A 22,410-nucleotide genomic window follows, 5' to 3' on the forward strand; every position below is an offset into this window, starting at 1 on the left:
TTTCAATCCGCCGTATCCATTGTCAAATTTCAAACCCTGACAATGGATGTGGGATAGGTTTTTCAGATCATTATTTTTTATACCTCGACAGAATCCACTTAGAGATATCTTGCAAAACTTCGGGGGCAAAAACCTCATCGATTTCTTTACTTTCACTCTGCTTGCAGGTTATGCAATGCTGATACATATGATTGAGATCCGGATAGATTTTGGTTGTGACATCGGTGCTTTTGAGGTATTTTTTAAAACTTTCCAGATTTTCCTGTGCCGGAACCTGAATATCTTTGTCTCCATTTACAGCCAAAACCGGAATTTCAATTTTTGGCAGATAATCCTTTGGATTGTAATGAATCGTGTAACGGTACCATCTTCGTTCTGCATCTTTACCGTAACGGTATATAAAATCTTTCTCGCGTCCGCCCCACATATGAATCTCTTTCAGAGTAGTCGAATCCTGTGTTTTGATCCATTGATCCAGTTTTAATTGCAGTACCGGTGTTACAGAATCTGTTGGTTTTGTATCGTAAACGGCTTTAAACATGATGTTATACATTTCCATTTGTTTATTCACCACTTTGTCCGAAAAACCAAAATTCTTGAGAATAGACTTGTTTTGCAGGTTTAGCATTTCGAGCCCGCTTACTGCAACACCTGATAAACTTACCATAAATTTTACATTTTTATTTCTTGCACTCACAATTGAAGCGATCATCCCGCCTTCGCTGTGGCCGATTAATCCAATATGAGAAGCATCAATATTTTTATCACTTTTTAAGTATGCAATCTGCGCATCAACATCATCTGCAAAATCTCCTGTTGTTGCATTTTTAAAATCGCCCGACGTCTTACCTGTTCCTCTGTCATCAACACGCAGAGAAGCAATTCCTTTTCGAGCAAGTTCATCAGCCAGGACTGTAAAAAATTCCCTGCCCATATAGGTGTAGTTGCGGTCATGCTGTCCAGTTCCGGAAATTAAAATCGCCAGAGGATACTTCTTTTTATCCTGTGGAATTGTTAAGGTTGCTCCATAGGTTAGTTTGGTGCTTTTTCCCAGAAAAGTCATATCAATAACCTGATACGGATATGGCTTTTTAGGATGCTGAGCAAAAAACAAAGGCTGTATTTCTTTTTCCTTCTTTAAAACAACTGCTGTATTTGGAATGGAGTAATAATTAAAAATTCCTGAAATAGCCGTTTTCTCCGGGTTATATTTCCCTTTAAAAGAAAAGCCATACATCTCATTTTTAAAAGACAGGCTGTCTCCTTTTACTTCAGTAACTACTTTTTTATTGATTTCTAATTCGGGCATACTGACACTCAGCGAATCTGTCTGGCAGCTGTCCATATTTCCCGATAAAATAATACGGTACGAATGATGCTGGCCCTGCCAGATAGTTTGTGCAAAACTATACTGGCTGGTCATCATCAAGAAAATTAACGATCTTAAAAGAAGATTTGTTTTCTTTAAATTAAATAATCTTTTCATTATTTTTTTTCTGACTTTAAGTACTCAACAATAATTGAAATTTCATCTACCAATTCGCTTGGACTTCCAAAATAACCGTTTGACATCCAGCGTAATTTTCCATCAGCATCAATAATCATTTTCTCTGGAATCCCAGAAAATTTAAATGCTTTCGAATACTGCTCATATACTAGATCTAATTTCCCTGTTTTGGGATTTTTCCCATCATACAGTACATTAAAATCAAATCCTTTTTCTTTGACAAATGCCTGAGTCTGTTCTTTATAATCCTTGATGTATTCCTGAGTATCTACAAAATAGAATTTTACATTCGCATTTTTTTTGTATTTTTCAACTGCCATCTGCATTCCCGGCATGGCATTTTTACATGGTCCGCACCACATTGCCCAGAAATCAAGAACTACAATTTTTCCTTTTTGATCAGCCAGTTTTACTCTGCCGCCTTTGCTGCTTTCTAAATCAAAACCTGCAATTGGAAGGTTTATCAATTCTGAAATTACTTTCTTCTTATGTTCTTCAATATTGCTTAAAGATTTTAAAGATTCTAAGTAAGCCTCAAATCCTGCAGCCGCACCGCCTTCTTTTATGTAAATTTCTTTTAAAGAAGCCAACATCTGTGGTGTTACCTGATTTTGTTTTACCGCAAGTGCCATATAATTTTTAGCATCGGCTGTTTGTCCTTTTCGTAACAGCATTCTGGTATATACCTCATTATATACAGCATCATTATAGCCATATAAAGGTTTAATTTTTGCCAGATATTTTTCTTCTGTATCGTAGTTTTTTGTACTTTCAGCTAATTTAGCATAAGTAAAATATTCTCTGGCCATCATTTGTAAAGCCTGCTCCTGCCATTCTTTTAGTGATAATTTTCCAGCAAACATTTTTGGAACATAGCTTAGTCTGTTTTCCATTTCTCCCATAAAAATATCTGCGTGCTTTTTTAAAGTTTCTATAGAAGCTTTTTCGGTTCCTTCATGATCTCTGTCAAAAGGAATAGATACTAAATGCCAGTGGTAGTCCAATAAGTTTGTAAAAGAAACTGATTTTACACTGTTAAGAGCATAATTGTAATCTTTATAATTTACGATATAGCCATAAACGATTGATTTAATCATTTTATCATAATACAAACTTTCTACATCAGTGTAAACATCTTCAAATTTGCTTTGCGGAAAGTTCTTGCTGAATTCAGCATATAATTTTACTTTTTTAGAAAAATCAGGTTCCTTAAATATTTCCTGAATTTCTTTGTCTCTGGCTAAAACCCCAAAAGGATATTTCGTTTCCAAAACATTTTGAACAGAATCTGTAAATACTTTATTTGTTGAATTATCTAATAAATACAATGTTTTTTGAATATCATATTGTGCTGTATTATCCAGATTCTTTTCGGCTAATAAGCCATGTAATTCTTTCCTGATGGCGACAGACTGATCGCTTGCAGTTGAAAGCTGTTTTAACTTTAATCCGTAATAAAAAACTTTTTTGCGACTTTCGGGATGGTATTGCAATTCATAGTTGATCCACATCAATCCAACCTGATCTGCAATGTATGCACTGTCGTGTACTACATTTGGAACTTCATTTTGAAACGCTTTGCTTCTCAAAATTCCCCAGCCTGTATAGGCTCCGGGAACTTGTGCAAACATGTAAGCGTGAGGCATCCTTTCCCCTCTGTCAACTATTGTATCAGATTTGAAAACACAATTAATAAACGAAGCATGATCTGAAAGTTTCATTTTGGCTTCCCATTTTTTATCTCCTGCGGCTTTTAAAGTAATATCGTTTGTAATCCATTTAAAATTATCATAAGTATATACAACCCCATTTACATACATGGCATTTGCTAATGGGCCGTTGGCGGCATTATAGGTTATGGTAATCTCATCTCCCGGATTTGGATGTTCAGGAGACAGAACAATTTTCAGCATCGGTGCTGCATCCTGAGCTAATAAACATGTTGTGATACTTAGAAAAAATAGTACCAATTTTAATTTTTTCATTTTCTTTTTTTTGAATTTAGTGCACTCAAAAAAATTGAGTGCACATTCTTAATTAACTTAATTATGGATTCTGTTGTAAGTTTGGTGCATATTCAAAATAAATTGGGGCAAAAGGCATTTGATAACGATCACTATTTGGGGCAAGTGTAAAGGTCTGTCCGGCAAAATCATGAGTAATGGTTTTGGCAAATTCGGGTTCTTTGTTTAAACGTTTCAAATCAAACCATCTAAAACCTCCGGTTCCCATTAACTCTCTTCTTCTTTCTGCCAATACTTTGATTAAAGCATCTTTATTATCTGTTGCAGTCATGGCAACATATTGTGCAGCTCTGAATCTTTTTTGTCTTAATTTATTTATTTCAGCCATTGCTAAATCGCCAGAACCTGCTCTCGCCAGACATTCTGCTTTTATCAGCATCATTTCAGGTACAGTCGGCCCTGCATTTCTGCTTTCTCCCGTTAAGCCTTCTTTAGAATACGTTCTTCCTAAAGTATATTCCGAATTAAAACTGCTTGATGGCTGTGTAAACAATACGTAGCGTAAATCATTGGTATCAAATGAATTGATCAATTCATTACTTAACGATAATATTTGCGGTGCATAAGAGTAAGTACCATATCCATTCCATTTTGATAACATCAATTCTTTATCTAATTTTCTTGTTGGATAAGCAGCGAATTCATAATCTTCCAGATTTATAAGTGTACTTTGAATAGCTAATGCTTTTTCTGCATTTTCTAAAGCCAGAGGATAATTACGCATATACAAATATGTTCTCGCCAAAAGTGCATATGCCGATGCTCTGGATGGAAATGCCACATTGTTACCAGAATTTACAGGCTTTAATCCTGAATTTACTGCATCATTAAGATCGCTAAGAATTACATTATAAGCATCCTGTACAGAACTTCTTTTGATATCATCTGAAACGGTTGGTGTTGTAAAAAGAACAATTCCAAGATCTGTAGCCGAAGTATTGGTATCATATGCTTTTCCAAAAGTATTCACCAGAGTAAGAAAAATAAAGGCACGATGTACTTCTGCTTCACCTTTTATGGCTGCTTTCTCGGCTTCCGTTCCATTTGTACTTTTCATTACTTCATTGATCACTATATTAACATTGTATAATGCATTATACAGATTACTCATATCATAATCCGTCTCACCGTCAAAATAGACAACATCAGACCATTTATACAAATTAGTAAAAGGACGAAGGTAATCTGCAGCCCCTAATGCAGTGGTCTGTGCCTCATTCTGAAAACTGATATCATCTGATGGTATATCTACATTACCATAAGTTTTGTCTAATACAGACGTATTGTTTAGAAGATATCGGTAGTTTGATGTTTCCTCAGGTATTAGTTTCCCTTCTGTTTTGATATCCACATAATTATCACAACTTAAAACAAGGGCTCCTACCGCAGCAATTGCAATATATTTTAAATATTTTTTCATCTTTAAAAAATTAAAAATTAACATTAAAACCAATTGAATAGATTGCCATTGCAGGCAGTTTCATATTAGTTCCTGTATAAGGTAAAAAGTCAGGATCTAAGCCATCTTTATTTTTTCTCCAGAAGAAACCAAGATTTCTGGCAGTAAAAGTTACAGAAGCTCCTCTTACTATTCCTCTGTTAATAAGGCTTGTCATATCATATTTTAACGAAAGTTCTCTGAAACGAATATGATCTCCATCTATAATCTGATCTTCCCCATAAATATATCTTACATAACTTAATCCTGTTGAACCCTGAATTCCTGGTACAGAAGTTGTGGCTTCATCGCCTGTTTTTCTCCATCTTTGGTCAATATCAGTATTTAAATCGTATTGGTTAAATCTTCCTTGTCTGTTAACGTAACCTCCGTAAGTTGGTTTAAACAATACGTAATCAAATTTGTAAGTAGCCAGGATATACAATGACAATTTTTTGTAATTGAAGGTGTGGCTGAAACTTCCGTAATATGAAGGGATATTGGTTCCCATGTATTTCATATCGGCAATATCTTTTAGAGAAGTAAAAGAATTTACAATTTTGCCTGATTTGTCATACACCTGAGTTCTTCCCGTCGCGTCTAATCCTGCTGATCTAAAAGCAAAAATACTGTTCAGTGGGTAGCCTTCAACAGGCGGAGTTGTTCCAGAGCCATTTAAATACTGGCTGTAATTTTGGAAACGAGAATCCGTAACTTCTGTCTTATTGAATGAAACTACAAGAGCCGAATTCCATGAAAAATCTTTTGCTTTAAGGATGGTTCCGTTTAAACTTAAATCGATTCCATGTCCTGCTAAAGTTGCTGCATTTTGTACCAACATATTATTTGATGTACCATAAAAGGGTGATACAGGGAATTCTACAATTAAATCTTTGCTGTCTTTTTTATAATATTCAACTGTACCGTTTAATCTGCTGTTTAAGAGCGAGAAATCTACTCCAAAGTTTAAAATCCCTGTTTTCTCCCAACGTAAATTTGGATTTGCAGGCTGCGAGATAAAAGCATAAGGCTGCTGCGAAAAATTATCTAAATCACTTATACTAATATTTGTAAAAGGAAAAACCTCTAAGTTGATATTTCCGTTAAATCCGTAACTCGCTCTTAAAGCTAAATCATTAACTAAATTTACATCTTTAAGAAAAGATTCTTCTTTAATATTCCACTTTGCACCTGTAGACCATAATGGCGTTCTTCTTAATTTTTTATCTACCCCAAAATTGTTATAATCGTCTAATCTTGCACTTCCTGTAAGCGTATATTTATTTTTGAAAGTATAACCTGCATTAACATAATAAGATAAAAATCTTCTGTGGAAATCTTTATGCACATTACCATTACTTATAGTATAATTATATCCGTTAACATCTACATAATTTTTTGACGGGATATCTACAGAAGTCTGAGTTTTTGAATTGTAGCCATAAAGTGTTCTCGAATCCTGGGTTTCTCCAGTCTCTCTTGCTTCAATACCTCCCATAGCATTAATCAAATGATCCTGACCAATTATGCCATCATAATTTAATTGTCCTCGCATCGTAGAACTAGTTTTTCCAAATTTATTACTTTGAAAAATCCCTCCTAACGGAATTCCATATACTAAATCACCGTTACTGTTTATTGACGTAGCAGAATTGATCGCATCACGAGCGTAATATGTATTTTCGTTATACATATTATCATTTGATGAAGTTGAAGTTTCTACAGAATACGTACCCACAGCATCTAAACCTTTTAATAAAGGAAGTGTAGCAGAAACGGTAGCACCAAAATTTTGCTCATTTATCGCATTATCCTTATTATTTAATTCATCAATATAATTGTAAGTCCACGGCAAATATCCGGCTTGTTCTAACGGAATAGTTTGTCCGGCATAAAAATGACGATAATAATCAACTGAATTACCATTATCTCCAACAATCTGGTTATAAGGCAGTAAAGTATTCAATGACGTTCCTAACGGAGAAAGTCCTAAACTATTTTCATTGTATTTAAAAATCGAACCTCTTAGACTGGTTGTCATTTTTACATAATTAAAAAGCTTAAAATCCTGATTAGATAATAAAGTCAAACGTTGTCCGTCACTTCCTTTTGCCTGAGTTTCTTCTTTAGAATAGGATCCTGACATGAAATACGAATAATCATTCTCTGCTCCGCTAAAAGACAAATCATAATTTTGACTTGTTGAAGCTTGCAGCAAATACTGCTCTGCCTGACCATAAGTATTACGATTACGTAAAACATCCAGACCTGCATTTCTCTGAGCCTCGGTTATTTGACCACGTTTGTACTGAAACATCAAATCCATACCCTGGCTAACTGGCGTAGTAAGCATGTATGTTACACTTGCCGGATCTGTAACTAAATTTTTATCTACAAATTCCTGTTCTAAATTTAAGACCTGAGCCGAATTCATCAATGGTAATTTTGATAAAGAAGGTTTATTAGAGAAACCGTAATTTTGAGAAAAATTAATTCTGGTTTGTCCCTGTTTTCCTTTTTTGGTATTAATTACCATTACACCATTTGCTGCTCTTGCACCATAAATAGAAGCAGCTGCTGCATCTTTTAAGAAAGTAATTTTCTCTATATCATTTGGATTTATCGTTCTGATGTCCAATTCCGTAGGTGTTCCGTCAAGTACAATTAATGGCATTGCATTGGATGTGGGCGATATAGTAGATTTTCCTCTGATAGAAATATTATAAGCTGTTTTTTCAGATCCCGAACCAAATTTTCTTCCATATACAAATGTATTATCTGAATCTAATAAATCCAGCTGAAGACCGGCAACCTGACCTTCCAGTCTGTGTAATACGTTATTGACAGGTACTTTTTCCAGATCTTTTGCAGTTAGTACAGCATAAGATCCTGTAGAACGTTCTTTGCCAATCATTTGATATCCTGTAGAAACGATTTTTACCTCTTCTAACTTACTGATATCCTCCAGCATAATGGGGTTAATAATCATATTGTCATAAACGGTCACTTCTAGTTTTTTATATCCCATATACTCAAAAATCAGTATATCGCCTTTTTTGGCCATGATTTCGTAAGAACCGTCAAAGTTGGTAATGGCTCCGTCCTGGGTGCCTTTTACCCAAACAGTTGCGCCAATTAAAAACTCTTTTTTAGCGTTTGTCACCACACCTTTAATTTTAACCCTTCCTACCATTACAGAGGAGGGAGCTGTTCTTGGTTTATTTTTTAAAGCGATGACAATCAGTTTATCATTTACAAATTCGGCTTTGAAATCATCTCCGATCAGTTCTTTTAAGACATTGATGATATCAGCATTATTCACTGATATATTTATTCTTCTCTGTGCATCAAAAACATCATCGCTGTAGAAAAACTCGACATTAGTTTTTTTAGTAATTGATTTTAAAACACTTGCAACCGACTTATTTTCAGCCTTTAGACTTAATTTCTGGGAATAAGCAAATGCAGCTATGCTGCTGAATAAAATGGATAATATTAGGGATTTCCTCATAATTGAAAGAAATTTATCCCAAAGAGCGGATTTTACCCCACAATCTTTTGCGGATAGGTTTTTTTTCATACTTTTAAAATGTTTTGGTTGGTTAATGGATTTCGAACTCTTTTTTTCGACTGAACAAATACTCGCCGGGAAATACTCGCAATATTTTCCGGTTTTTTTTATTTACTTAGTTACGGTTACTTCATAGTTTTGGTTTATTTTGGTTATTTTATAATTCACATTCGATGTTTTACTGATAATATCCAGAAGACGATCTATAGGTTCTTGTTTTAAAACAATCCCTGTAAACCTAATCTGCTCCAAAGACTTATTCTCAAACTTGACATTAAAGTTGTACCATCTGGACATCTTGGTCAAAATACTTTTCAGGCTTTCGTTTTCAAAATAAAACCTGCCGTCTTTCCATGCCGTGTATGCAACAGGATCAACTTCTGCTACTTTGATCTCTTCATTTTTATGATATATTCTCGCCTGCTGTCCCCGCGTTAAAATAACGGACGTTTTTTCTGAATCAGTACCTGAAACCTTAACTTTTCCTTCCACCAGAGTTGCGGCAAATACTCGATCTTCCGTATAAGAACTCACGTTAAAGTGTGTTCCTAATACCGTTACATTACCTGACTTTGTTTTTACAGTAAAAGGGCTGTTGGGATTTTTGGCCACCTCAAAATAAGCTTCTCCCTCTAGAGTTACTGTTCTTTTGTCTGCGCTGAATTCAACTGGATATCTCAGCGATGATTTTGAATTTAACCAGACTTTTGTTCCGTCCGAAAGGTTTACGGCATAGATACCGCCCACAGGGACTATTAAAGTATTATCCCCCGTTGAAGTTGTTCCGTTTAAATATTTGGCATCATAAACCAAAACGCTGTTTACATTAGAGATCACACCATTTTTAGAAACAATTTTTTCTTTTTTTGGTTCTAAGGAAACAACCGTCCCATCTGCCAAAACCAAAGTTGGGTTATGGTATACTGGAGTAATGCTTTGAACTGCCACTTCCTTTTTTTGATTGATGTCACTATTTCTAAAAATAAATGCAGCGGCAAGTCCAAGCAGGACAACAAAAACTGCCGCATATTGTAGCAATTGCCTGTAGTTTAAAAAAGAAGTTACAGGTGTATGATCCTGGCTGATCTTTTCTCTGACTCTTGCAAAAGCGGCATCTGTATCAATACTGCTGTAAAAAGCTTCTTTTGATTTTAAGGTTTCAAAACCAATCAGTTTTTGATAATATTGCTGATTTTCAGGCAGCGAAAGCCATTGCTGCAGTACAGCGTTTTCTTCCGCAGATAAACCGCCCACAGACAGTTCTTTTCTTATAAGATCAGCGATTACAAATTCTTTTTTCCCTAAAGGCATATTTTTTAATATTAAGTATCTATTACTAACACTTTAACTAAATGTTATATAAGTAAGAGTACGAAACACCAAAAAAGGGTGGAAAGATTTAAGTTAAATTTTCAAAAAAAATAAAAAAAATAGTAATTCCGGGTAATTTGTAAGTTTTGTCTTTAACAATTCGATAGCTCGTGAACGCTGGGACTTTACGGTGTTTATAGAAATATTAAGCTGTAATGCAATATCTTTATATTTCATTCCTTCTAAACAGGAAAGTTCAAAAACTTCTTTACATTTTTCGGGTAAAGAATCTAACGCAGTGATCAGCACAGCGTATACTTCCTCTTCGAGAATATTAAAATCAAAATCAAGCGCATTATCAGAGGCTTCATCCTCAAGCTTAACTTTTTTCTGCTGTTCTTTTAAGACTGCTATAGAACCGCTTTTGACCATTTTATAAATATACGATTTCACATCATCCACTTTTTCAAACTTCAAACGGTCCTCCCATAATTGCAGCATGACATTTTCAACTACTTCCTCTGCTTCAAATTTATCCTTCAAATATTTGAAACTATAGCTTACAAGTCTTGGATATAAGGAATAAAAAAGCTCCTTATAATATGCCTCGTCAATTTTAATATGTTGCTGCTCTGGATTAATTTTTTTCTGCTTTTATTATAGCAAATATATATTTTTAATAACTAAAACAGCAGTCTAAGGAAGCAATTGATATCAAATACATAAAATCGTTGCAAAAAAGCAGGAAAATAAACACTTTTCACAAGATTAATCTAATCTAAGAATTATAATTTTAGGAGTTACAATTTAGCTCCAAATAGTTTGAGTGTTTGAATATCAGCATGAAAATAAAGAATAAAGAACATATGATTTTTAGTTTTGTTAAAATGTTTCATTATTGTCCACTTTTGTATCATAACTGCTTAGAGAAATGAACAGGGATTTGCCTTACTATTAAACAATAATAAAAGTACAATGAGAAACAATATTTATAACAGGAGCTTCGCGTGGATTAGGAAGAATTTGGACGGAGACTTTTTTAAAACGTTCAGGAAGAAGGTGATTCCAAAACTGCTTTCCAACATAATTCAACAATTTAATAAGTTAATAAAGGTCGAATTATAATATCACTAAATCAAGTCGTTAACGGGATTTACATGTTGACTAATAATAGTTTAGCTAACTTTTTGTGGCAATTTTTTCAGCGGAATAAATTGCCACGAATCTGCCACAAAATTATGTACAATATTGAGTATTTTTGAAATTAAAAATGAAGAATAAAAAAACCCGCACCTTTTTAAGATGCGGGTTTTCAGCGTTTTAACCAATTTTTAATTGATTTAAAAATCAGTCTAAGTGAACGCAGAAGGATTCGAACCTTCGACCGCCTGCTTAGAAGGCAGGTGCTCTATCCAGCTGAGCTATGCGTCCATTTGTTTTAAAACTTTATGGCAAAGTTTTGGTCGGGGTGGCAGGATTCGAACCTGCGGCCTCCTGCTCCCAAAGCAGGCGCGATAACCGGGCTACGCTACACCCCGTAAGCTAATTGGAAGCGGAGAGTAAGGGATTCGAACCCTTGGTACAGTTTCCCATACGCTTGTTTAGCAAACAAGTCCTTTCGGCCACTCAGGCAACTCTCCAAGCTCAAGGAACATGCCCTATTTTGCGGTTGCAAATGTAACACAACATTATATTTCTCACAACTATTTTTGAGGTTTTTTTAATCTTTTTGCAATCTTTTTTTTAAAACACTTCACAATCAAACGAATAGAATTAACAAAAAATTGATCTTAAATTTAAAATCCAATCGAATTGATCCAAAATTTGAATTTGTTCAAATAAAGATTAAATTTGCTTGAATAACTAATAATACAGAACAATGAACAAAAGAGTTGTTATCGTTTCTGCCGTTAGAACACCTATCGGAAGTTTCATGGGAGGTTTATCTACCGTACCCGCACCAAAATTAGGTGCTGCTGCTATAAAAGCAGCACTTCAAAAAATTAATCTCGATCCTAAATTAGTTGATGAAGTTTTCATGGGCAATGTAGTGCAGGCAGGAGTTGGACAAGCACCGGCGCGCCAGGCAGCACTTTTTGCCGGATTATCTGAAAACGTTGCATGTACAACTGTAAACAAAGTCTGTGCGTCCGGAATGAAAGCCGTTATGTTTGCTGCTCAGGCTATTACCTGCGGTGATGCCGAAATTGTAGTCGCCGGAGGAATGGAGAACATGAGTTTGATTCCGCATTATGTACAAATGCGTAACGGAAACAAATTTGGTCCGGCAACCATGCTTGACGGAATGCAAAAAGATGGTTTGACAGATGCTTACGATAACAACGCAATGGGAGTTTGCGCTGACTTATGTGCATCTGAATACAACATCAGCCGTGAAGAACAGGATAATTATGCTATTCAATCTTACGAAAGAAGCGCAAAAGCCTGGGATACCGGAAAATTCGACAATGAAATCATTCCTGTTGAAGTTCCGCAAAGACGTGGCGAGCCAGTTATATTTTCAAAAGATGAAGAATATACCAACGTAAAATTGGATAAAATTCCTTCATTAAGCACAGTTTTCACAAAAGACGGAACAGTAACTGCCGCAAATGCTTCAACAATAAATGATGGTGCTGCAGCTTTAGTTTTAATGTCTGAAGAAAAAGCAATTTCATTAGGATTAAAGCCTTTAGCCTACATAAAAGGTTATGCTGATGCAGCTCAGGAACCAAAATGGTTTACAACAAGCCCGGCAAAAGCATTACCAAAAGCTCTTGATAAAGCAGGAATTGCAATTGGAGATGTTGATTATTTCGAATTCAACGAAGCTTTCGCCGTTGTTGGTTTAGCCAACTCAAAAATTCTAAATCTTGATAATGATAAAGTAAACGTAAACGGCGGTGCTGTTTCATTAGGACATCCACTCGGGTGTTCGGGAGCCAGGATTATCGTAACTTTATTAAATGTCTTAGAACAAAACAATGCTAAAACCGGTGCTGCAGCAATTTGCAATGGCGGTGGTGGTGCTTCGGCAATTGTTATCGAAAGAGCTTAAAATATTACATGAAATCAGGAGTTATTGTTTGTAAATAACTCCTGATTTTTCAACTTATAAATTACCTTAAATGTTCGGAATTTGCAATCTTGCCATAGTACCCGTTCGGTCTGAACCAAGTGACAGAAGTGAAATCGTTACACAACTTTTGTTTGGCGAACACATCGAGATATTAGAACGTCAGAATCAATGGTCCCGAATAAAAATCCAATATGATGATTATGAAGGCTGGGTAGATTCCAAGCAATATCAGGTAATTTCTGAAGCAAATTTCAATCAGTTAAGCAATGAAGCGATTATTCTAAATGCCGATCTGATTGATTATATCACTTCACAGGATAATTTATTACTTCCAATTCCGCTTGGAGCTTCTTTATCATTTTTAAACAATAACGAAATCAACACTTCAAACTTTGATTTCGAAGGCACAAAAACCAGCGGTATAAAACCTAAAAGCGCTTTAATAAATACAGCATTTATGTATTTGAACGCTCCCTATCTTTGGGGCGGAAAAACACCTTTTGGAATCGATTGCTCTGGTTTTACCCAAATGGTTTACAAACTAAACGGCTACAAAATACACCGTGATGCCTCCCAGCAAGCCCTTGAAGGAGAACCTTTGAGTTTTATTGAAGAAAGCGAAGCAGGAGATTTGGCCTTTTTTGATAATGAAGAAGGGAATATCATCCATGTTGGTATCATTATGGACAACAATTACATCATTCACGCCAGTGGAAAAGTCCGCATTGACCGTCTGGATCATTTAGGAATTTATAATCCTGAATTGAATAAGCACACTCATAAATTACGTGTAATCAAGAAGATTATATAATTTTTTTCACCATTTCACACTTATCAAGGACTTTTAACAATCAATTTATCCTTTTAATCCGTGGCTAAAAAACTTTCAATCCGTTCAAATCTGCGTACAAACTATTCATTTAATTCCGCCAAAAGCACCAAAACACATGTTTTTATGCAAAATCTCCACTTTGGTAAAACCAACTTTTTTCATCAAATCCAATTGATAATTCATTGATCTTGGTGAATCTTCTTTTTCAATATAATCCAAAACCTTTTCTCGGTATTCTGAACCTCCTGTTCCTTCTAAATAATCGCCATAACGCTGCCATGTATACTCGTTCAATAATTCGGTATCCTGCGTAATCAAGTCTGAAATCATAAAACATCCTCCCGGTTTCAATAATTTAAATATTTTAGTAAAAGTTGTTTCCCAATCCTCGTCATCCCTTAAATGATGCAAAACAGCTCCGGCCAAAATAATATCAAAGTGATTTTCCGGCAATTCAACTTCACGAATATCACCTTGTTTTACTTCTACTTTTCCGTTTGTTTCTTTTGATACTCTTTCCAAAGCCTTATTCAACATAGGCAAACTCAAATCGACCAAAGTGCAATTCAAATTTGGCAACTTAGACAACATTTTCAAAGTGTAATTTCCGGCACCACACCCAATATCCAATACATTTTTTGCACTTGGAATAATTCGTTTAGAAACTTCCGTAATTAATTCCAAAGAAATTGTAGCGTCAATTGTCGCGACTTGTCCTGTTTCTAAATTCGAAAATCGTTCGACATCATTATCAAAACGCTCTCTGATTTCTTTAATAGTTGATTTTTTCATAGTTTCCTTTTTAGTTATAAGTTATAAGCTATTTGTTTGTACTTCGTTCCATTTTTGAAATTAACTTCCACGATAACACGTGACGTCTAACTTTTAACATTTAACCAAAATTACCATTTTGATATATACTTCAAAAATACTTATTTTGTCAATTATCAATACTTAATAGCTATTTATGGAATTACGTCATCTAAAATATTTTTTGGCTGTAGCCGAAGAATTAAACTTCACTAAGGCTTCTGAGAAACTTTGTATTTCGCAGCCACCGTTAAGCCGTCAGATTATCGAGCTGGAAAACGAGATTCAGGCACGCTTATTTATCAGAAATAATAAAAAAGTGGAACTTACAGAAGCGGGGAAATATTTCGAAAAAGAAATAAAAGAACTGTTTCAAAATCTGGAACATATTACTTTAAAAACAAAAAAAATTGCCGAAAACATTTCGGGTGAATTCAGAATCGCTTACATCAGTTCTATTTATTCTGCAGAAATTTCAGAACTTATAAAATACCTTAGAGCACAATTCCCTTACGTGAATTTCAAACTATTTGAAGTATCTACAACCAAACAAATTGCAGCATTGGAACATGGAAAGATTGATTTAGGAATTATTCGTTCACCCACAAAATCTCCAAAAATAAAATCGCAATTGTGGTTTCAGGATGGTTTTTCGGTGGTTTACAATAAAAGTTCAATTCAAATTAAATCCGAAGAAGAAATTCCAAACCTAAAAGACGAAACTTTTGTATTTTTCAATAAAGATTATGCACCACATTATCATGAAGTTCTGCTTGAGCTTTGTGCTTTTTATGGTTTCACACCAAAAGTCGTTCACGAATCGAACAATATAAACTCGATTGTTCAATTGGTAAAAAACGGATTAGGAATTTCTATTGTTCCGTCAAACATTGCAAAAAACAATCTGGATACTGAAATAGGTTTTATCGAATTGAAAAAAGTCAATTTATTTACTGATGTTTCGCTAATTACTTCAAAAGAAGACAATTCAGAAATTACAAAATCGGCAGTTGATTTTTTATTGAAATTTTCTAAAAAATAAAGTTTGCCACTGATTTTACGAATTAATCTAAAATGATGGTAATCCGTAAAAATTAATAACAAAAAGCATTTAAATTGCAAACTTTAAAACTGAATTTCAAAAAACTAAACGCAAAGCAATTAGTGAAAATTCGTGAAATTCGTGGCAAAAACCCTCAACTTTTAAATATCTTAGCATAAAATTACGTTACCTAAATAAAATCAATAAAAATGGCTGAGCAATCTTCAATTATTTGCCCGAATTGCGGAACAACTATCGATGTAAATGATATTCTGAAACATCAGTTAGAAGATAGTATCCGTAAAGAATTCCAACAAAAAGCTAATGCTCAAACCAGAGAATTAGAGCTTAAAAACGAGCAATTCGAAAAAGCCAAGTTAGAATTTGAAGCCAAAAAGAAACAGGAAAACGAACTTTTTGCTGAACGTCTGGAACGCGAAAAAAAGATAGCCGAAAAAGATATTACCGAAAAACTAAAAAACAAACTCGAAGAAGAAAACAGAGATCGTTTGCTTTCGATGGAAAAAGAGCTTTCTGAAAAATCAGAAAAACTTCGCGAACTCAATAAAATGGAAGGTGAAATTGCCAAACTCCAACGTGAAAAACTGGAGATGAAAGAAGCAATTGAAGCAGAAGCACAAAAGCAGCTGAACGCCACTTTGGTTTTGGAGCGTGATAAAATCCGTAAACAGGAAGAAGAAAAAAACGAACTAAAAATAAAAGAATATCAGAAACAATCTGACGACCAGAAAAAGCTAATTGAAGAAATGAAACGCAAGCAGGAACAGGGTTCTATGCAATTACAAGGCGAAGTAATGGAATTGGCAATTGAGGAATGGCTGGCAAATAATTTCCCGTTAGATAGCATCGATGAAGTTAAAAAGGGCGCCAACGGAGCAGATTGTCTGCAAATAGTAAACACGCGTGAACATCAAAACTGTGGTTGTATTTATTACGAAAGCAAACGTACAAAAGCGTTTCAACCTGCATGGATTGAAAAATTCAAAAATGATATCCGAACCAAAAGAGCCAATATTGGTGTTTTAGTTACCGAGGTTATGCCTGCCGGAATGGACCGAATGGGTATGCGAGACGGAATCTGGATTTGTACTTACGAGGAATTCAAAGGCCTAAGCGCCGTTTTGCGTCAGTCATTGATCCAGGTAAACCAAGCGGTTCAGGCTCAGGAAAACAAAGGCGATAAAATGTCGATGTTGTATGATTTTTTGACAAGCAATGAATTCCGCCTGCAAATTGAAGGAATTGTAGAAGGTTTTACGCAAATGCAAGGCGATCTTGATGCTGAAAAAAGAGCCATGCAAAGAATCTGGAAACAACGCGAAAAACAAATTGAGAAAGTAGTTCACAATACTTTAGGAATGTACGGCTCAATTCGCGGTATTGCCGGAAATGCTGTGCAGACCGTAAGAGCTTTAGAATTGGATTTTATTGAAGATGATAACGAAGATCCTAAAGAATTAGAATAGTTTTCGTTACATAAGGAGCTTATTCGAGCTGTACACTATATCTTTTATGGTCTCGTTTTTGGAACGAGACCATAAAAGGATGCCGTTTCCATCTGGGCTAGTAGGTCTGTTTCTAAGACCTTTTAAATAAATCTCAGAAGTATTATGTTAAAGTAAATTACCCTCATTTTCCATGTAGAATTGTTAAGAAATTTTGATTTTTATTTTCAGTAAAAAAATCAAACAACTCATTTTCAACAATTTATTCTTATTTTTTACCGAAAAGCTTAACATTGGGAAGCTTGTTTTATAATTATCTTTACTTAACTGTAAATTAACAATTTATTTACATTCGTAAAGATAATCATCATCTAAATGCACCTATAATTATGGAAAACAAGACTGAAGAAACAAATCCTGAGAAAATTGATTCTCCAAAAACTGAAGCTGTACAGCCTGTTACAAAACCAACAAAAGCTGAAAACACACCTGTTAAAAAAGCACCAGTCAAAACTGAAACTGTGAAGCCTGAAACCGCCACTGTAAAACCAGTGACAACGACAACACCAAAACCTGCTGCAGCAAGAACACCTGCAAAAAAAGTAGTAACACCAATTGCAAAACCAGAGAAAACTACAACAATTACTGAAACTGCTGCTACTGAATCAAATATTGAAGCCAACCAAGAAGCTATTGCAACCGTAAAAAAATCTAAAGATAAATCTAATAACAAAAAGAAGAAGAAAATGAAAGACAAAGACAAGGAAAAAGAAAAAAAGAAACTAGCTAAGAAAAAAGATAAAGACAAAAAGGACAAAAAGAAAGAAAAAGCTAAAAAAGCAAAATTAAAAGCTGCAGCTAAGAAAAAAGAAAAAGCAAAAAAAGCAAAGGAAAAGGCTAAAGCTAAAAAAATAGCAAAGAAGAAAGCAAAGTCTAAAAAGAAAGCAAAAGCGAAAAAGAAAAAATAATATATAAGAAAGGTTTGACTTCAATAAGTCAAACCTTTTTTTAATAATTTTGTATTCATAGTTTGTCATTCTGAGAAACGAAGAATCTCCGCAAGGAGCTCTACAAAGTATTTTTCTTAACGGTACGAAATTGTATCACAGGAATTCCTCCTCTGTCAGAATGACAAGATGATTGTGTAAAAATGTCTGGCTTTTCAGCATATCACCCTCCAATCGCAATCATACTTCGATTATCAAAGTGAAGCGAAGGATCATCCATTTCAGAAACTGTAACCATTCCCGCTCTTACTTTTTTCTTCTTTTTGATGGAAGTTGAAATTAATTCGGCAATAGATTCTCCGTTTCTAATGGCCGTAAGTAAATCTGTTTCTGAATTAGAGAAAAGGCAATTTTTTATTTTTCCGTTTGCTGTCAGGCGAATTCGGTTACAGCCATCACAAAATGGATTCGTAATAGAACTGATAATACCAAAATTACCCTGAAAACCTTCAATTTTATAAGTTCTGGCGGTGAAGTTTTTTTCATCTTCCAGTTTTTGAACATTATCTAAAGTAAAACATTCTTCAACTTGCGATAAAATCTCATTTTGCGATACCATTTTGCTTCTGTCCCACTCGTTTCCTGCAAAAGGCATAAATTCTATGAATCGGATAGAAACCGGCAAAAATTCAGTTAATTTAATAAAATCAATGATTTCGTTTTCATTAAAACCTTTCATCAAAACGACATTTACTTTTACCTGAAAATCGTTATTCAAAAGTAAATGAAGATTATCAATCACTTTCTCAAACTGATTTCTAAGCGTTATAGTATGAAATTTAGATGAAACCAGAGTATCTAAACTTAAATTGATTTTTTTGATGTTAGATTGCTTTAAAACATCAATATGGCGATCGATTAAAATACCATTTGTTGTTATCGAAAGCGAAGTTTCTAAAGTTGATAATTTTGAAATAATCTCAGGGAAATCTTTTCGCAAAAGCGGTTCTCCACCAGTTAATCTAATTTTATCAACACCATTTTCCACGAAAGTCTGAGCAATGGAAAAAATCTCATCAGCCGTCATTAAACTGGCTTTTGGAGACAATGTGATTCCGTCTGCAGGCATGCAATATGTACAACGCAAATTGCATTTCTCCAGCAGCGAAATACGCAAATAATTGTGTTTTCGCCCAAAATCATCCGTTAAAATGGTTTTAGAGAGTGTCATGATTTTTTCCTTTTAAAATATGAAAAATGTGCATTACATGCGGAAAAACGGCATCCATAGATTCTCTGGCTCCGTTGGTTGATCCCGGCAAAGCCAAAACTAAACTTTTTCCTAATGTTCCTGCAACCGTTCTGGATAACATGGCATACGGCATTCGCTGCTGTCCGTAATTGCGGATCGCTTCCTCGATTCCCGGAATTCGGCTTTCCAACAATGGTGACAAGGCTTCGGGAGTTACATCTCTCGGTGACAATCCTGTTCCTCCGGTAAAAATAACCAATTGGCATTCTTTTGCGAAGGCTTTAGTCCTATCCTGAATTACATCAATTTCATCAGGTATGATTTCATAATGTGTCGTTTCAACTCCATAAGATTCTAGTTTTTCAACTATTATTTTTCCGGAACGATCTTGTTTATCGCCGGCAAAAATCGAATCGGAACAAACAAAAACTGCTGCCTTGATTACGTTTGGAAACTTATTTTTAAAAGACGATTTTCCGCCTTCTTTATTGATTAATTTTATTGTCGAAATTTCGATTTCCTTATCGATTGGTTTTAGCATGTCATACATTGTCAATGCTACAATTGAAGCTCCGTGCATCGCTTCAACCTCAACTCCCGTTTTGTAAACTGTTTTTACATTGAAGATAATCTGAATCGTTAAATCTTCAATTTTATATTCAACCGAAGTAAATTCAATTGGAAGCGGATGACAATCAGGAATTGATAAATGTGTATTTTTTACTGCGAACAATCCGGCCGTTTTTGCCATTTCGAACACATTCCCTTTGGGAACCAGATTATTCACCACTGCATCAATTGTTTCCTGTTTGCTGACTTTGACAAGTGCTGTGGCGGTTGCAGTTCTTAAAGTGTTTATTTTATGCGTAATATCTACCATTTTAGGTGTTTTGTTTCCAGGTGAATGTATCGTTTTCAAACATTTCTTTACCAAAAATAGGCACATCTGTTTTAATCCAGTTGACGATTGCTTCTGTAGCTTCGTAAACCTGCTTGCGTCTTGTTGCCGAAACGAAAACAAACAAACAAATTTCACCTGCTTTTACCACGCCTAAACTGTGATAAATGTGCATGCAGGTTAAATCAAATTTAGCGAAAGCTTTTTCACGAATCACATGTAAAGCTTCGTTCGCCATATCAGCATAAGCCGAATAATCGATTGCTACAACCGTATTGTCATGAATCACATCTGCACGAACCTGCCCAAGAAAAATATTATGGGCACCAATCGTATGTTTTGATTGGTGTTTGGCAATCGATTCTGCGATAAATTCAGGAGAAATTGGCCCTTCTACAAATACATTTTTACTCATTATGTTTCTTTTTAAACACGAATTGCACGAATTCGCACGAATTAAATTTTATATTTTTTGACACACATTTCACTGATTAAAATGATTTTTTCTTTTGCCACGAATTTTTACGAGTTGTTTCTTTTAATATTTAATAATTATTGAAAATAAAAATCAGTAAAATTTGTCTAATTCATGGAAAATAAATCTGCTTTATCTGCAAAATCTGCGTGAAACAATTTAACATTAATCTGTCGCTATATTTTTATTTCTTCAAATAATTGTTTCATTGCTAAAGCTCCGCCGGAAATGCTTTTTACATTTTTGAATGCCTTTTTCTGAAGTAATTCAGCAGCTATTTTACTTCTAATTCCGGATTGGCAATAAACAAAAATAGTTTTATTTGGATTCAGTTTCCCTAATTCATTTTCTAAGTTCATTAACGGAATCTGAATTCCGTTTTTAAAATTAATTTTCGGGAGTTCATCAAAATTTCGAACATCTAAAAAAAGAATTTCATCTGAATCGATTTCGTTCAAAACAGTTGCTGCATCAATTTCAGCTGAAACATTTTTAATTGTTTTATATTTTCCTTCAAAAGCAGTTTTGTCTAAATAAAAAGAAGTATTCTTCTCAAAGTCATACTTTTGCTGATCATTATTTAAAATATTATAAACCAGTATTTTACCACTCAACACTTCGCCAATTTCTAGAATCATTTTTATTACTTCGTTGGCTTGCAGCATGCCAATAATTCCGACTGAAATTCCGATAACGCCCGCGTCTGTACAATTCGCAGACGAACTGTTCTCGTCCGGATATAAACATCTGTAAGTCGGACCATTTTGATAATTAAAAACTGAAACCTGTCCCTGAAACCTAAAGATAGATCCATAAACCATGGGCTTTTTTGTTATCAGGCAAGCATCATTTATCAAATATTTTATTTGAAGATTATCTGTTGCATCCACAATAATATCATAATTTTCAAATAACTCAATTGCGTTTTTGCTCGAAAGTCTTTCTGCGATAGCGTTTACTTTTACCTGAGGATTTAATTCTGCAGCCATTGCTTTGGCTTCCTCAACTTTGTATTTTTCAACAGCTGAACTTTTATAAATTACCTGACGCTGCAAATTTGAAAGTTCGATAACATCATCATCAATAATCCCTATTTCGCCAACACCTGCGGCTGCCAAATAAGGCAATATTGCAGCACCTAAACCACCGGCACCAATAATTAAAACTTTGGATTTTAATAATTTGTGCTGTCCTGATTCTCCAATTTCCGGAAGAATTATTTGTCGGTTATAACGTGAAGATTCATTCATAAATTGTAAATTATCCGCCGGCAAAAGGAGGTAATAAAGCGACAATATCGCTGGTCTTCAAAGAATAATCTGTTGTCTTTGATACTATTTTTTGATTAACCGCCACGCTGAAAGAAAGCGATTCGAACTGGTATTTTTCTTCTAAATCCTGCAATAAATTCTGCAAGGATATATTCGAAGAAATCACATTTTCGAATGAACATCGTGTTTTTTCGGCGACAGCTCCAAAATACTTAACTTCAATCATTATTATTATAGATTTAAAAACGAATTTATGTTAAAAACATGTTATACCAATATGACCCGAGCCTAAGGCTCTGTACCGGATTCACATTTTATCATTTGGACGAATTAAAATTCATCCCTACAATATTTCTTCGAGCCTACAGCTCTTTCACAACTTAGTCCCAGCGGGACGATTTATTTTGTAGCGACGGAATTTCATTCCGTTGTATTAATTTGAAAGTAATGCAAAGTTCCGTAGGAACGATTCATATTCAGATTACTT

Annotated in this window: 17 protein-coding genes and 3 tRNA genes; 5 read left to right on the forward strand and 15 right to left on the reverse strand. The window is 34.6% G+C overall.

Going from position 1 to position 22,410, the window contains the following annotated elements; all coding sequences use genetic code 11:
• Window positions 1–70: 70 nt before the first annotated feature.
• The 9 genes from ACEN92_RS07420 to ACEN92_RS07460 form a co-directional block, all read right to left on the reverse strand.
• Entirely contained in the window at window positions 71–1,486 is a 1,416-nt protein-coding gene (locus ACEN92_RS07420) for an alpha/beta hydrolase family protein (protein WP_495641738.1), read from the reverse strand.
• Complete coding sequence (locus tag ACEN92_RS07425; protein WP_495641739.1) at window positions 1,486–3,492, reverse strand: redoxin domain-containing protein; 2,007 nt, start codon at window positions 3,490–3,492, stop codon at window positions 1,486–1,488. Before ACEN92_RS07425 ends, ACEN92_RS07420 begins: the two co-directional genes overlap by 1 nt.
• A gap of 61 nt (window positions 3,493–3,553) precedes the next feature.
• Entirely contained in the window at window positions 3,554–4,951 is a 1,398-nt protein-coding gene (locus ACEN92_RS07430; protein ID WP_495641740.1) for a RagB/SusD family nutrient uptake outer membrane protein, read from the reverse strand.
• Window positions 4,952–4,961: 10 nt separating this feature from the next.
• Window positions 4,962–8,549, reverse strand: a complete 3,588-nt coding sequence (locus ACEN92_RS07435) for a SusC/RagA family TonB-linked outer membrane protein (protein WP_495641741.1) — start codon at window positions 8,547–8,549, stop codon at window positions 4,962–4,964.
• Between the two features lie 102 nt (window positions 8,550–8,651).
• Window positions 8,652–9,851 carry a FecR family protein gene (locus tag ACEN92_RS07440; protein ID WP_495641742.1) on the reverse strand — a complete coding sequence of 400 codons (1,200 nt, stop codon included), beginning with the start codon at window positions 9,849–9,851 and terminating at the stop codon, window positions 8,652–8,654.
• A 93-nt stretch (window positions 9,852–9,944) separates the two neighbouring features.
• Entirely contained in the window at window positions 9,945–10,493 is a 549-nt protein-coding gene (locus ACEN92_RS07445) for an RNA polymerase sigma factor (RefSeq protein ID WP_495642330.1), read from the reverse strand.
• 715 nt (window positions 10,494–11,208) lie between these two features.
• A tRNA-Arg gene (locus ACEN92_RS07450) sits at window positions 11,209–11,282 on the reverse strand.
• A gap of 29 nt (window positions 11,283–11,311) precedes the next feature.
• A tRNA-Pro gene (locus ACEN92_RS07455) sits at window positions 11,312–11,389 on the reverse strand.
• A 15-nt stretch (window positions 11,390–11,404) separates the two neighbouring features.
• Window positions 11,405–11,491: transfer RNA gene (locus ACEN92_RS07460), tRNA-Ser, on the reverse strand.
• A 239-nt stretch (window positions 11,492–11,730) separates the two neighbouring features.
• Between ACEN92_RS07460 and ACEN92_RS07465 the strand changes: the two genes are divergently transcribed.
• Both ACEN92_RS07465 and ACEN92_RS07470 read left to right on the forward strand, forming a co-directional pair.
• Complete coding sequence (locus ACEN92_RS07465; protein ID WP_495641743.1) at window positions 11,731–12,909, forward strand: acetyl-CoA C-acyltransferase; 1,179 nt, start codon at window positions 11,731–11,733, stop codon at window positions 12,907–12,909.
• Window positions 12,910–12,979: 70 nt separating this feature from the next.
• On the forward strand, window positions 12,980–13,741 hold the full coding sequence (locus tag ACEN92_RS07470) for a C40 family peptidase (RefSeq protein ID WP_495641744.1): 762 nt from the start codon (window positions 12,980–12,982) through the stop codon (window positions 13,739–13,741).
• Between the two features lie 105 nt (window positions 13,742–13,846).
• On the opposite strand, the gene ACEN92_RS07475 is transcribed toward ACEN92_RS07470, so the two are convergent.
• Complete coding sequence (locus ACEN92_RS07475) at window positions 13,847–14,554, reverse strand: class I SAM-dependent methyltransferase (protein ID WP_495641745.1); 708 nt, start codon at window positions 14,552–14,554, stop codon at window positions 13,847–13,849.
• A 175-nt stretch (window positions 14,555–14,729) separates the two neighbouring features.
• On the opposite strand from ACEN92_RS07475, the gene ACEN92_RS07480 reads away from it, so the two are divergent.
• From ACEN92_RS07480 to ACEN92_RS07490, 3 genes are all read left to right on the forward strand, one after another.
• Window positions 14,730–15,614 (forward strand): LysR family transcriptional regulator, encoded by an 885-nt coding sequence (locus tag ACEN92_RS07480; protein ID WP_495641746.1) that lies wholly within the window; start codon window positions 14,730–14,732, stop codon window positions 15,612–15,614.
• A gap of 209 nt (window positions 15,615–15,823) precedes the next feature.
• Complete coding sequence (locus tag ACEN92_RS07485) at window positions 15,824–17,101, forward strand: DUF2130 domain-containing protein (protein ID WP_495641747.1); 1,278 nt, start codon at window positions 15,824–15,826, stop codon at window positions 17,099–17,101.
• A 368-nt stretch (window positions 17,102–17,469) separates the two neighbouring features.
• The gene (locus ACEN92_RS07490) at window positions 17,470–18,048 is read left to right on the forward strand and encodes a hypothetical protein (RefSeq protein WP_495641748.1); all 579 of its coding nucleotides are present in this window, start codon (window positions 17,470–17,472) and stop codon (window positions 18,046–18,048) included.
• Between the two features lie 202 nt (window positions 18,049–18,250).
• On the opposite strand, the gene moaA is transcribed toward ACEN92_RS07490, so the two are convergent.
• From moaA to ACEN92_RS07515, 5 genes are all read right to left on the reverse strand, one after another.
• Complete coding sequence (gene moaA, locus ACEN92_RS07495) at window positions 18,251–19,258, reverse strand: GTP 3',8-cyclase MoaA (RefSeq protein ID WP_495641749.1); 1,008 nt, start codon at window positions 19,256–19,258, stop codon at window positions 18,251–18,253.
• A complete protein-coding gene (moaCB, locus tag ACEN92_RS07500; RefSeq protein WP_495641750.1) occupies window positions 19,245–20,159 on the reverse strand; it encodes a bifunctional molybdenum cofactor biosynthesis protein MoaC/MoaB in 915 nt (304 codons plus the stop codon). Before moaCB ends, moaA begins: the two co-directional genes overlap by 14 nt.
• 1 nt (window position 20,160) lies before the next feature.
• The gene (locus tag ACEN92_RS07505; protein ID WP_495641751.1) at window positions 20,161–20,592 is read right to left on the reverse strand and encodes a molybdenum cofactor biosynthesis protein MoaE; all 432 of its coding nucleotides are present in this window, start codon (window positions 20,590–20,592) and stop codon (window positions 20,161–20,163) included.
• Between the two features lie 236 nt (window positions 20,593–20,828).
• Entirely contained in the window at window positions 20,829–21,902 is a 1,074-nt protein-coding gene (gene moeB, locus ACEN92_RS07510; RefSeq protein WP_495641752.1) for a molybdopterin-synthase adenylyltransferase MoeB, read from the reverse strand.
• A 10-nt stretch (window positions 21,903–21,912) separates the two neighbouring features.
• Window positions 21,913–22,149, reverse strand: coding sequence for a MoaD/ThiS family protein (locus ACEN92_RS07515; RefSeq protein ID WP_495641753.1), 237 nt, complete (start codon window positions 22,147–22,149; stop codon window positions 21,913–21,915).
• Between the last annotated feature and the right edge of the window lie 261 nt (window positions 22,150–22,410).

It is taken from the genome of Flavobacterium sp. Flavsp81 (assembly GCF_059491325.1).